The sequence below is a fragment of the Pseudomonas sp. NBRC 111127 genome, from assembly GCF_001320345.1.
GTDB classification, from domain to species: domain Bacteria; phylum Pseudomonadota; class Gammaproteobacteria; order Pseudomonadales; family Pseudomonadaceae; genus Aquipseudomonas; species Aquipseudomonas juntendi.
On sequence record NZ_BCBD01000160.1, the window covers coordinates 1 to 12457 of the forward strand.

Here is a 12457-nt window from a genome sequence, read left to right on the forward strand (position 1 = left end):
GAGGGGAGGGGCTTGCAGGTGCTTGCCATGACATTTTCTATGCCCCAGGGGTTCGCCATGACAGTTGCAGCGCCTGTGAAATCGAGCGCCGCCCGCGCGGCGCATCGCCGGCAAGCCGGCTCCCACATCTGTTTCGGGCCAGTTACTCCTGCACCTAGGCGCGCGCACCCTTGGTGCATGGCTGGATGTTGATGAAAGGCAGAGGCGACACCTTCAATATCGAAGGGGACGAACAAGGCGCGCAGCGGTGAATTCACAGGAGAGACTGGCCCGAAACAGATGTGGGAGCCGGCTTGCCGGCGATGCGCCGCGCGGGCGGCGCTCGATCTCACAGGCGCTGGAAAACCCAAGGCATGCACCTGTCAGCTCTGATACCCATCCAAGGCATGCGCCTTTCAGCTCTGATACCCATCCAAGGCATGCTCCCTGATCTCCGGCAGATGAGCCTCCGCCGTGCCTATGGTAGAGTGGCGGCCTTTATCCGAAGGGGCGTTTACTGTGTGGGAATTGGTCAAGTCCGGTGGTTGGATGATGCTGCCGATCATTCTGAGCTCCATCGCTGCCATGGCTATCGTCATCGAGCGCCTGTGGACCCTGCGCGCCAGCCGCGTCACCCCGCCACACTTGCTCGGCCAGGTCTGGATATGGATCAAGGACAAGCAACTCACCAGTGACAAGCTCAAGGCGCTGCGCGCCGATTCGCCACTGGGTGAGATCCTCGCCGCGGGCCTGGCCAATTCGCGCCATGGCCGCGAAATCATGAAAGAGTGCATCGAAGAGGCGGCTTCGCGCGTTATCCACGAGCTGGAGCGCTACATCAGCACCCTCGGCACCATCGCCGCCATGGCCCCGCTGCTGGGCCTGCTGGGCACCGTGCTGGGCATGATCGACATCTTCAGTGCCTTCATGGGCACGCAGATGACCGCCAACGCCGCGGTACTGGCCGGTGGTATTTCCAAGGCCCTGGTCACCACGGCGGCGGGCCTGATGGTTGGTATTCCGGCGGTGTTCTTCCACCGTTTCCTGCTGCGCCGCATCGATGAACTGGTGGTGGGCATGGAGCAGGAGGCGATCAAGCTGGTGGAAGTGCTGCAGGGCGACCGCGAAGTGGAAGTGGCCGGAGGCAAGGCGTGAAGTTCCGGCGCAATCGCCAGCGGGAGAACGTCGACATCAACCTGGCGTCGCTGATCGACGTGGTGTTCGTGCTGCTGCTGTTCTTCGTGGTCACCACCACCTTCACCCGTGAAACGCAGCTGCGGGTCGAGCTGCCGGAGGCCGCCAGTGCCGAGCAGGCGCCGGCCGACCAGGGCAAGCTGGTGGAAATCACCATCAGCGCCGAAGGCGTGTACTCGGTGAACAACCACCTGCTGCCCAAGAGCGACCTGGCCACCCTGAGCGAGGCCATCGAGCGTGAGTCGGGTGGTGACAACAAGCTGCCGCTGGCCATCAGTGCCGATGGCAAGACCCCGCACCAGGCTGTGGTCACTGCGATGGATGCTGCCGGCAAGCTCGGCTTCAGCCAACTGCGCATGACCACCGTCGAGGCGGCCCAGGGCACGCCCTGATGGCTATCGCCGACCGCCTGCTCGCCGCCTGGTACGCCGGGCACCCGGCGCTGGCGCTGCTGCGCCCGCTGGAGGCGTTGTACCGCCGCGTGGTCACGCGCAAGCGCGCGCGCTTTCTACAGGGCAAAAGTGCCAGCTACCGCGCACCGGTGCCGGTCATCGTGGTGGGCAATATCACCGTGGGTGGCACCGGCAAGACACCGATGATTCTCTGGCTGATCGAGCATTGCCGCCAGCAGGGGCTGAACGTCGGCGTGGTCAGCCGTGGCTATGGCGCCAAACCGCCGCAGTTGCCGTGGCGGGTGCTGGCCGACCAGTCGGCCGAACAGGCCGGGGACGAACCGCTGCTGATCGTGCAGCGCAGCGGGGTACCGCTGATGATCGACCCGGATCGCGCCCGCGCCGTGCAGGCCCTGCTGGCCAGTGAACCGTTGGACCTGATCCTGTGTGATGACGGCATGCAGCACTACCGCCTGGCACGTGACCTGGAGCTGGTCCTGATCGATGCCGCGCGTGGCCTGGGCAACGGCCGCTGCCTGCCGGCCGGCCCGCTGCGCGAGCCTGCCGAACGCCTGCAGGGCGCCGACGCGGTGCTGTTCAATGGTGCCGGCGAAGACCGTGCCGGTGGCTTTGGCCTGCGCCTTCAGCCATCCGCACTGGTCAACCTGCGCAGCGGCGAGCGCCGCGCACTCGACCATTTTCCCGCCGGCCAGCCCCTGCACGCGGTGGCCGGTATCGGCAACCCGCAACGTTTCTTCAATACCCTGCTGGGGCTAAACTGGCAGCCGCTGCCGCACCCTTTTGCCGACCATGCACAATTCAGCGCCCGGAGCCTGGCCTTCAGCCCACCGCTACCGCTGGTCATGACCGAGAAGGACGCCGTGAAATGCCGCGCCTTCGCCGCCGACGACTGGTGGTACCTGGCTGTCGAAGCACAGCCCACGCCGGCATTCAGCGCCTGGTTCGACAGCCAGCTGCAGCGTTTGCTGCACCAGCCCTGAGCCCGTTTTCATTTCTGGCCATCTGGCCTAAAGGAAGCCTTCAATGGACACCAAACTGCTCGATATCCTCGCCTGCCCGATCACCAAGGGCCCGCTCAAGCTCAGCGCCGACAAGACCGAGCTGATCAGCAAGGGGGCCGGCCTGGCCTACCCGATTCGCGACGGTATCCCGGTCATGCTGGAGAGCGAGGCACGTACCCTGACCGACGACGAGCGCCTGGACAAATGAGCCTTGACTACACCGTGGTGATTCCTGCCCGCCTGCGTTCCACGCGCTTGCCAGGCAAGCCGCTGCTGGCCATCGCCGGCAAACCGATGGTGCAACATGTATGGGAGCAGGCGCGCAAAAGCGCGGCCAGCCGCGTGGTCATCGCTACCGACGATGCCAGCATCTTCGAAGCTTGCCAGGCCTTTGGCGCTGAAGTGCTGATGACCCGTGTCGACCATGAGTCGGGTACCGACCGCCTGGCTGAAGTGGCGACGCAACTGGGCCTGGCGGCCGATGCCATCGTGGTCAACGTGCAGGGTGACGAGCCGCTGATCCCGCCGGTGATCATCGACCAGGTAGCTGCCAACCTGGCTGCCCACCCGCAAGCGGCCATCGCCACCCTGGCCGAGCAGATCCATGAGCCGGAAACCGTGTTCAACCCCAATGCGGTGAAGGTGGTCAGCGACAAGCACGGCCTTGCCCTGAGCTTCAGCCGGGCGCCGCTGCCGTGGGCGCGTGACACATTCGCCAAAGGCCAGGACCAGTTGCCAGCCGGCGTGCCTTACCGCCGCCATATCGGCATGTACGCCTACCGCGTGGGCTTCCTCCACGACTTCGTCAGCTGGGGCCCCTGCTGGCTGGAGCAGACCGAAGCCCTGGAGCAGTTGCGTGCCCTGTGGCACGGTGTGCGCATCCACGTCGAGGACGCGATCGAGGCGCCTGCCGTGGGTGTAGACACCGCAGAAGACCTGGAGCGCGTACGGCGCTTGCTGGAGGCCTGATGCGCGTACTGTTCGTGTGCCTGGGCAACATTTGCCGCTCGCCCACTGCCGAAGGCGTGCTGCGCCACCAGCTGCAGGCCGCCGGGCTCGCCGACCGCGTGCAGGTGGCCTCCGCGGGTACGGGCGACTGGCATGTTGGCAAACCGCCCGACAGCCGCACCTGCAAGGCGGCGCTGGCGCGTGGCTATGACTTGTCCAGGCAACGCGCGCAGCAGGTCAAGCAGCGGCATTTCGCCGAATACGACCTGGTGCTGGCCATGGACGAGAGCAACCTTCGCGACCTGCGTGCCCTGCGCCCGCCAACGGCGACGGGCGAGCTTGACCTGTTCCTGCGCCGCTATGGTGCGGCATTGGATGAAGTGCCTGACCCGTACTACGGCGGCGCCGATGGCTTCGAGCAGGTACTCGACCTGATCGAATCGGCCTGCCAGGCGCTGGTGCTGGAAATCAAGGGGCGGTTATGACCGGGCAATGGCAGGAGCAGGTATCGCTCAAGCCTTACAACACCTTCGGCATCGACGTGAAGGCGCGTTATTTCAGCCAGGCCCGCAATGACCTGCATGTGCGCCAGGCGCTGAGCCAGGCTCAGCGCCTGGCGTTGCCAGTGCTGGTGATTGGGGGCGGCAGCAACCTGCTGCTGACGCGCGATATCGATGCGCTGGTCTTGCACATGGCCAGCCAGGGCCGCCGGGTGCTCAGTGATGACGGCGAGCATGTGGTGGTCGAAGCCGAGGCCGGCGAGCCCTGGCACCCGTTCGTGCAGTGGACCCTGGCGCAGGGTTTTTGCGGCTTGGAGAACCTCAGCCTGATCCCTGGCACCGTGGGCGCTGCACCCATGCAGAACGTGGGTGCCTACGGGGTGGAGATCAAGGACGTGTTCGTCGGCCTTACGGCCCTGGACCGCGAGACGGGCGAGCTGCGCGACTTCGCGCTGGCGGACTGTGCCTTCGGTTACCGCGACAGCGTATTCAAGCGTAACCCAGGCCGGTGGTTGATCCTGCGGGTGCGGTTTGCCTTGAGCCGTACCCTGCACGCGCACCTGGACTACGGCCCGGTCCGCCAGCGCCTGGCAGAGCAGGGCGTGACCGAACCGACGGCGCAGGCGATCAGCGATGCGATCTGCAGCATTCGCCGCGAAAAGCTGCCAGACCCGGCCGAGCTGGGTAATGCCGGAAGCTTCTTCAAGAACCCGGTGGTTTCGGCCGAATGCGTGGCGCGCATCTGTGCGCAGTACCCCGGCGTGGTCGCCTATCCGCAGGCTGACGGTCAGGTAAAGCTGGCCGCAGGCTGGTTGATCGAGCAGGCAGGCTGGAAGGGCTATCGCGAGGGTGATGCCGGGGTGCATCGCTTGCAGTCGCTGGTGCTGGTCAACCATGGCCAGGCGAGCGGGGCGCAGATGCATGCGCTGGCGCGACGGATCCAGGCCGATATCCTCGAACGGTTCGGCGTTGAGCTGGAGATGGAGCCTAACCTGTACTGAATTAGAGGGCGGTGCAGAACCTGTAGGAGCGGCCTTGTGTCGCGATGGGGCGCGTAGCGGCCCCAGATTTCAGCGTCAATGCAAATATTCCTGGGGCCGCTTTGCGCCCCATCGCGACACAAGGCCGCTCCTACAAAGGGCAGCGCCGGCGCTGACATAAAGTGATAGGCCAAGAAAAAGCCCCGCCAGTTCGCACTGGCGGGGCTTTTTCATTCAGCCTTGGCTATCAACCATGATGAGGCTTTTGCTCATCGGCGGTTTCCAGGGCTGGCTCGCCAGTGGCTGCAGCAGCTTCCTGCGCGGCTTTGGCGGCAGCCTCGGCCTCACGTTTGCGGCGGCGAACTTCACGCGGGTCATTCGGCGCACGCCCGTTGGCCAGCATGACAGTGGCAGGCTCTACCACAGCTGGGGCCGCGACCGGCGCAGGCTCGACAACCACAGGTGCAGGCTCGGCCACTACTTCTGGCTGGGCTTCGGCAACCGGGGCAGGCTGTTCGGCAGCCGGCGCAGCCTCGAGCACGGTCGGGGCCTGCTCGATTTCACCGGCTTCGACAGCTGGCGCTTCTACCGGGGCTTCGACAGCCACGGTCGGCTCGACAACAGGCGCTTCTTCGACGACCGGTTGTGGCGCGACTTCGACCACAGGCTCGGCAGTTGCCTCGACCACGGCCACAGGCTCGCTGACCGGCTGCTCGACCACTGGGGCCACGGCCACTTCTTCAACCTTGGTGACAACTTCGACTTGCTCGAGCTTTTCAGCCTGCTCAACCGGCTGGGCGGCTTCGCTGTTGTCGGTTGCTGCAGCGGCAACGACGTCAGCGGTGGCGCGCTCGGCCTGTTGGTTGGCCTGGGCCTCGGCATCGCTGCTGATGTTGCTGGTAGCAACCGCTGCAGTTACAGCCAGGCCCGCCGCCAGTTCAGCACCCAGCTCGGTGGCCTGGTGCTGCTGTGGCTGTTCGTCGCTGCCTTCTTCTTCGCCGTCGATCAGCTCGCCATTGGCATTGCGCTGACGTTCACGACGGTTGCTGCGGCGACGCTGGCCACGCGAGCGGCGGCGCGGACGCTCGCCATCCGTGCCTTCCTGCTCGTCTTGCAGCTGTTCTTCGTTCGGCAGTTGCTCTTCGGCCAGCTCAGCAGCCTGTTCGGCCGCTTCTTCGGCAGCGCGTGGCTGACGTTCTTCACGGGGTGGGCGTGGGGCACGCTCTTCACGCGGGGCACGTTCTTCACGTGGAGCGCGCTCTTCGCGCGAGGCACGTTCTTCACGTGGAGCACGTTCTTCGCGCGGAGCACGCTCTTCACGCGGGGCGCGTTCTTCACGCGGTGCACGCTCTTCACGGGCTACGCGCTCTTCACGCGGCTGGCGCACTTCACGCTCGGCTGGCGGAGTGGCATCCAGCGGCTCGCGCAGTTCGCGCACGCGCTCTTCGCCACGGTTGCCACGGCGGTCTTCGCGTGGCTGGCGTGGGGCGCGTTCCTCACGTGGTGCACGCTCTTCGCGTGGTGCGCGCTCTTCACGTGGCGCACGTTCTTCACGCGGGGCGCGCTCTTCGCGTGGCGCACGTTCTTCACGCGCAGCGCGTTCCTCGCGTGGCTGACGCTCTTCGCGTGGTGCGCGTTCGGCACGCTCTTCACGTGGTTTACGCTCTTCGTCGCGGCGGCCATTGCGGTTGCGGCTTTGCTGACGGCCGTTGCGGCGTTCTTCGTTGCGTGGGCTGCGCTCGGCGGCCGGTTTCTCGGCGGCAGGGGCGACCGGGGCAGCGGCAGGCTCGTCCTTGCCGGCGAACAGGCTGACCAGCGACTTGACCAGGCCCTTGAACAGGCTTGGCTCCGGCGCGCTCGGCGCGGCGGCGGCCGGTGCAGGCTGCTGCTCTTCGGCGGCGGCCGGTACCGGTGCATTGGCGCGGGCCGGGGCGGTTTTCACGGCCGCTTCCTGGCGAACCAGGGTACGGGTGGCAGTCGGTTGTGGTGCTTCTTCGGTTTCGCTGGCGGCGATTTCGTAGCTGGACTGGTTGTTCAGCACTTCCGGGTTGTCGTCGCGCAGGCGCTGGACTTCGAAGTGCGGGGTTTCCAGGTGATCGTTCGGCAGGATGATGATGCGCGCACGGGTGCGCAGCTCGATCTTGGTGATGGAATTACGCTTTTCGTTGAGCAGGAACGCTGCTACCGGGATTGGCACCTGGGCACGCACTTCGGCGGTGCGGTCTTTCAGGGCTTCTTCTTCGATCAGGCGCAGGATGGCCAGCGACAGCGACTCGACGTCACGGATGATGCCGGTGCCGGAGCAACGTGGGCAGACGATGCCGCTGCTTTCACCCAGCGATGGGCGCAGGCGCTGACGGGACATTTCCAGCAGGCCAAAGCGCGAGATGCGGCCAACCTGCACGCGGGCGCGGTCGGCTTCCAGGCACTCACGCACGCGCTCTTCGACGGCGCGCTGGTTCTTGGCCGGGGTCATGTCGATGAAGTCGATGACGATCAGGCCGCCGATATCACGCAGGCGCAACTGGCGGGCGATTTCCTCGGCCGCTTCCAGGTTGGTCTGCAGGGCGGTTTCTTCGATGTCGCTGCCTTTGGTGGCGCGCGCCGAGTTGATGTCGATGGACACCAGGGCCTCGGTCGGGTCGATCACGATCGAGCCACCGGACGGCAGGTCGACCACGCGCTGGAAGGCGGTTTCGATCTGGCTTTCGATCTGGAAGCGGTTAAACAGCGGTACGCTGTCTTCGTAGAGCTTGACCTTGCTGGCGTACTGCGGCATCACCTGGCGGATGAAGGTCAAGGCTTCTTCCTGGGCGTCGATGCTGTCGATCAATACTTCGCCGATGTCCTGGCGCAGGTAGTCGCGGATGGCGCGAATGATGACGTTGCTTTCCTGGTAGATCAGGAACGGCGCGGCGCGGTCCAGGGACGCTTCCTTGATGGCGGTCCACAGTTGCAGCAGGTAGTCCAGGTCCCACTGCATTTCTTCGCTGCTGCGGCCCAGGCCGGCAGTGCGCACGATCAGGCCCATGTCGCCCGGTACGGTCAGGCCGTTCAGGGCTTCGCGCAGTTCGTTGCGCTCTTCGCCTTCGATGCGGCGCGAGATGCCACCGGCGCGCGGGTTGTTGGGCATCAGTACCAGGTAGCGGCCGGCCAGGCTGATGAAGGTGGTGAGGGCGGCACCTTTGTTGCCACGCTCTTCCTTCTCGACCTGAACGATGACTTCCTGGCCTTCGCTGAGCACCTCCTTGATGTTCACCCGGCCTTCCGGGGTTTTCTTGAAGTATTCGCGGGAGATTTCTTTCAGCGGCAGGAAGCCGTGACGTTCGGAACCGAAGTCGACGAAGGCGGCTTCGAGGCTGGGTTCGATGCGGGTGATCTTGCCTTTGTAGATGTTGGCCTTTTTCTGCTCACGCGCGCCGGACTCGATGTCCAGGTCGTAGAGACGTTGGCCGTCCACCAGGGCTACACGCAACTCTTCGGGTTGAGTTGCGTTAATCAGCATTCTTTTCATGTTGTACCGTCGGTTTCCGGGCTGCCGGAAACGGCGTTCGGCACACACGACGTCTCATGGTCGGTGCCAAGGTGCGCAAAGGGTGGCCGGGCCACCCCCGTGTCGAGCAACGTTCGGCACCAGCCGGTTGCCCAGCCTGCCGTTGTCGCGACGACGCGTCCTGTTTGCTGCGGTGCCAACAAGGCCCCGGTGGCTTCGAATGGGTATCCGAATCAACCAAGCGGGCCTTGTGCACTCAGTCAGGAGGAGGAATCAACCGTCAGCCGTGGACGCCCGGGGGCATCTGTTCAGGACCTTATCCGCTCACCAGCCTTCAATCGGCTGCTGGCCGGACGCGGTGCTACACGGTCCGAGGGCTGTGCATCTCCACCCTGCACGTATCCCTGATAATTCGGGTGCTGCCGCGCGCTGAATCCGCAACGGGTTGCATTTTTCGCCAGCTTCGAATGGGAAGCTGACGCCATTACATGTCCAAGGCTGTTGTTTCCGGAGCATTCGCCTTGCGTTGCGTGGAAGCGACGGGGCGGGCAGAGCTACAACGAAAAGAATCGGGTAAGCAGGTGAACAACCACACTTGTCGTTTTTTTCGGTCTTCTCTACACAGCGCTGGTGGCGATTCCAGGCAATTCGGTAAACTGGCGAAAACCCCGTAGGACGGCCTCGCGTCCTGGAGAATTGCGTAGGTCAGCAACCGGCCCAGGGCCTGGTTTTGCTGGCCTGCCACTTTTGGCGGCGTTCGCGACTATAGCAGCAATGATTAAGTGCTTCAATTCCATAAAAAATTGTTATGATTCCCGCCATGACGACCAATACCCCTCCGACTTCCGGCGTACAGCTGATCGAAGTCGCGCCGGAGCTTGCCGGCCAACGCATCGACAATTTCCTCATCACGGCGCTCAAGGGCGTGCCCAAGACCCTGGTCTACCGCATCCTGCGCAAGGGTGAGGTGCGGGTCAACAAGGGCCGCGTGAAACCCGAGTACAAGATCCAGGCCGGCGATATCGTGCGGGTGCCGCCCGTCCGCCTGCCGGAGCGCGACGAGCCGGCACCGGTCGCCCAGGGGCTGTTGCAGCGCCTGGAGGCGGCCATCGTCTATGAAGACAAGGCGCTGATCGTGATGAACAAGCCGGCCGGCATCGCCGTGCATGGCGGTAGTGGCCTGAGCTTCGGCGTGATCGAGGCGCTGCGCCAGCTGCGCCCTGACGCCAAGGAGCTGGAGCTGGTGCACCGCCTGGACCGCGACACCTCCGGCCTGCTGATGATCGCCAAGAAGCGCAGCATGTTGCGCCACCTGCATGCGGCGCTGCGCGGTGATGGCGTGGACAAGCGCTACATGGCATTGGTGCGGGGCCACTGGCCCACGGCCAAGAAACAGGTCAACGCGCCCCTGCTCAAAAGCAACCTGCGCTCGGGCGAGCGTATGGTCGAGGTGAACGATGAGGGCAAGGAGGCGCTGACCCTGTTCCGCGTGCTGCGTCGCTTCGGCGATTTCGCCACCATTGTCGAGGCGCGGCCGATCACCGGGCGTACCCACCAGATTCGCGTGCATACCCTGCATGCCGGGCACATGATCGCCGGCGACAACAAATACGGCGACGAAGATTTCAGCCGCGAAATTCGTGAGTTGGGTGGCAAGCGCCTGTTCCTGCACGCCTACGCGCTGACCGTGCCGCTGCCGGACGGTGGCGAGCTCAAGCTTGAGGCGCCGGTGGACGAAGTCTGGGCCAAGACGGTGGAGCGGCTGAGTGCGCCGTGACCTATGAAAAAAGCTTATGAACTGCTGATCTTCGACTGGGACGGCACGCTGGCCGACTCCATCGGGCGCATCGTCGAGTCCATGAACGCGGCTGCCGTGCGTGCCGGTGAGGCGCAACGCAGTGATGATGCGATCAAGGGCATCATCGGCCTGGCCCTGGACGAGGCCATCCATACCCTGTACCCGCACCTGGAGCCCGTTCAGGTCGAAAGCTTCCGTCAGCACTACGCTGATATCTACACCGCCCTGGATCAGCAGCCTTCGCCGCTGTTCGAGGGGGTGAGCGAGTCGCTGGACGCCTTCCGCGCCGAGGGTTACCGCCTGGCGGTGGCCACCGGCAAGGCCCGTCGCGGCCTCGATCGGGTGCTCAAGGCCAACGGCTGGCAGGCGTTTTTCGACATTACCCGCGCCGCTGATGAGACCCGTGGCAAGCCACACCCGCTGATGCTCGAGGAAATTCTCGGCCATTGTGGTGTAGAACCGCAGCGTGCGCTGATGGTCGGAGATTCGGCATTCGACCTGCAAATGGCCAGCAATGCCGGCATGCATTCGGTGGCCGTGGGCTATGGTGCCATGTCGTTACAGGCGCTGGCCGAGTTCGGCCCGCAGGTGTGCATCGAGCATTTTTCCCAGCTGCGCGAGTGGTTGGCTGGGGCCGCAATTCCACTTCCAAGGTAGGTGAGCATGGCAGACGAATGGAAAGCCCCCGAGGCCGAGCCCGGGGAGCGCGAAGAGCGCAAGAGCTGGCAACTGCTGGAAAAGACCCTGTTGGCCAGTGTGCAGGAGCAGCGCCGCTCACGGCGCTGGGGGATTTTTTTCAAGCTGCTGACCTTCGTTTACCTGTTCGGCATCCTGGCGCTGTTCTCGCCGCTGATGGATATGGACAAGGCGGCCTCGCGCGGTGCCAGCCATACCGCACTGGTCGAGGTGCGTGGCGTGATTGCCGACCAGGAGGCAGCCAGCGCAGACAATATCGTCAAGAGCCTGCGTGAGGCCTTCAAGGACAGCAAGACCAAGGCTGTGGTAATGCGCATCAACAGCCCGGGTGGCAGCCCGGTGCAGGCCGGTTACGTGTACGACGAAATCCGCCGCCTGCGTGCCGAATACCCGGCCATCAAGCTGTACGCGGTAATTGCCGACCTGGGGGCGTCCGGTGCCTACTACATTGCCAGTGCGGCAGACGAGATCTACGCCGACAAGGCCAGCCTGGTGGGGTCCATCGGGGTGACGGCGGCCGGCTATGGCTTCGTCGGTACCATGGAAAAGCTGGGTGTCGAGCGCCGTGCCTACACCTCGGGTGAGCACAAGGCGTTCCTTGATCCGTTCTCGCCGGAAAAGCCCGAGGAGACGCGGTTCTGGCAAGGGGTGCTGGACACCACGCACAACCAGTTTATCGCCATGGTCAAGCAGGGCCGCGGCGAGCGCCTGAAAGACAAGGAGCACCCGGAGCTGTTCAGTGGCCTGGTGTGGTCGGGTGAACAAGCCAAGGCGCTGGGGCTGGTGGATGGGCTGGGCAGTGCCAGCTATGTGGCGCGTGAGATCGTGGGCGAGAAGGAGTTGGTGGACTTCACCGTGCAGGAATCGCCGTTTGACCGCTTCTCCAAGCGGGTCGGGGCCAGTGTGGCTGAGCACCTGGCCATGTGGATGGGCTTCCAGGGGCCACAACTGCGCTGATAGGCTGTTCTGGCCCCATCGCCGGCAAGCCGGCGATGGGCCGCAAAGCGGCCCCAGGCCCTCAAGGAATCACCACCCCTTCCTTGGTCAGCATGTCCACCAGCCGAATCAACGGTAGCCCGATCAGGCTGGTGGCGTCGCAGCCATGGGTGCTCTGAAACAAACTCACCCCCAACCCCTCCGCCTTGAAGCTGCCAGCGCAGTCCAGCGGCTGCTCCGCCGCTACATAGCGCTCCACCTGCTCGCGGCTCAGTTCGCGCAAGGTCACGGTAAACGGTATGCAATCGACCTGGCATTGCCCGGTGGCGCTGTTAAGCAGTGCCAGCCCGGTCAGGAAGCACACCTGCTGCCCGCTGCACGCCAGCAGTTGTTCGCACGCGCGCTCGAAGGTCTGCGGCTTGCCCAGCACCTGTTCGCCCAGCACCGCCACCTGGTCCGAGCCGATGATCAGGTGCCCGGGGTGGTTGCCCGCCAGCGCCTCGGCCTTCTGCCTGGCCA

Annotated in this window: 12 protein-coding genes; 10 read left to right on the forward strand and 2 right to left on the reverse strand. The window is 64.7% G+C overall.

The window, feature by feature from the left end:
* Positions 1-498: 498 nt before the first annotated feature.
* From APH30_RS22355 to murB, 7 genes are read left to right on the forward strand one after another with little or no spacing between them, the layout of a single operon-like run.
* Entirely contained in the window at positions 499-1134 is a 636-nt protein-coding gene (locus tag APH30_RS22355; RefSeq protein ID WP_009685211.1) for a MotA/TolQ/ExbB proton channel family protein, read from the forward strand.
* Complete coding sequence (locus APH30_RS22360) at positions 1131-1565, forward strand: biopolymer transporter ExbD (protein WP_012271149.1); 435 nt, start codon at positions 1131-1133, stop codon at positions 1563-1565. The genes APH30_RS22355 and APH30_RS22360 overlap by 4 nt, the downstream gene beginning before the upstream one ends.
* The gene (gene lpxK / locus APH30_RS22365; RefSeq protein ID WP_054913793.1) at positions 1565-2566 is read left to right on the forward strand and encodes a tetraacyldisaccharide 4'-kinase; all 1002 of its coding nucleotides are present in this window, start codon (positions 1565-1567) and stop codon (positions 2564-2566) included. Before APH30_RS22360 ends, lpxK begins: the two co-directional genes overlap by 1 nt.
* A 43-nt stretch (positions 2567-2609) precedes the next feature.
* Positions 2610-2795: a Trm112 family protein gene (locus APH30_RS22370; protein WP_003247142.1), complete on the forward strand. Its 186-nt coding sequence runs from the start codon at positions 2610-2612 to the stop codon at positions 2793-2795.
* Positions 2792-3556, forward strand: a complete 765-nt coding sequence (gene kdsB, locus APH30_RS22375) for a 3-deoxy-manno-octulosonate cytidylyltransferase (RefSeq protein ID WP_054905782.1) — start codon at positions 2792-2794, stop codon at positions 3554-3556. Before APH30_RS22370 ends, kdsB begins: the two co-directional genes overlap by 4 nt.
* The gene (locus tag APH30_RS22380) at positions 3556-4020 is read left to right on the forward strand and encodes a low molecular weight protein-tyrosine-phosphatase (protein ID WP_009685205.1); all 465 of its coding nucleotides are present in this window, start codon (positions 3556-3558) and stop codon (positions 4018-4020) included. The genes kdsB and APH30_RS22380 overlap by 1 nt, the downstream gene beginning before the upstream one ends.
* Positions 4017-5036 carry a UDP-N-acetylmuramate dehydrogenase gene (gene murB / locus APH30_RS22385; protein ID WP_054913794.1) on the forward strand — a complete coding sequence of 340 codons (1020 nt, stop codon included), beginning with the start codon at positions 4017-4019 and terminating at the stop codon, positions 5034-5036. The genes APH30_RS22380 and murB overlap by 4 nt, the downstream gene beginning before the upstream one ends.
* Before the next feature lie 226 nt (positions 5037-5262).
* Here the strand turns inward: murB and rne are convergent, their stop codons facing one another.
* Positions 5263-8529, reverse strand: coding sequence for a ribonuclease E (gene rne / locus APH30_RS22390; protein WP_177333775.1), 3267 nt, complete (start codon positions 8527-8529; stop codon positions 5263-5265).
* Between the two features lie 799 nt (positions 8530-9328).
* Here rne and rluC point away from each other — a divergent pair.
* From rluC to APH30_RS22405, 3 genes are read left to right on the forward strand one after another with little or no spacing between them, the layout of a single operon-like run.
* On the forward strand, positions 9329-10285 hold the full coding sequence (rluC, locus tag APH30_RS22395; protein ID WP_009685075.1) for a 23S rRNA pseudouridine(955/2504/2580) synthase RluC: 957 nt from the start codon (positions 9329-9331) through the stop codon (positions 10283-10285).
* A 3-nt stretch (positions 10286-10288) separates the two neighbouring features.
* Complete coding sequence (locus APH30_RS22400; protein WP_054905786.1) at positions 10289-10963, forward strand: HAD family hydrolase; 675 nt, start codon at positions 10289-10291, stop codon at positions 10961-10963.
* A gap of 6 nt (positions 10964-10969) precedes the next feature.
* The gene (locus tag APH30_RS22405; RefSeq protein WP_009685073.1) at positions 10970-11959 is read left to right on the forward strand and encodes a S49 family peptidase; all 990 of its coding nucleotides are present in this window, start codon (positions 10970-10972) and stop codon (positions 11957-11959) included.
* A gap of 61 nt (positions 11960-12020) precedes the next feature.
* Here APH30_RS22405 and APH30_RS22410 read toward each other — a convergent pair.
* Positions 12021-12457, reverse strand: a 437-nt coding sequence (locus tag APH30_RS22410) for a nucleoside triphosphate pyrophosphatase (RefSeq protein WP_054913796.1), incomplete at its 5' end; no start/stop codon positions are given.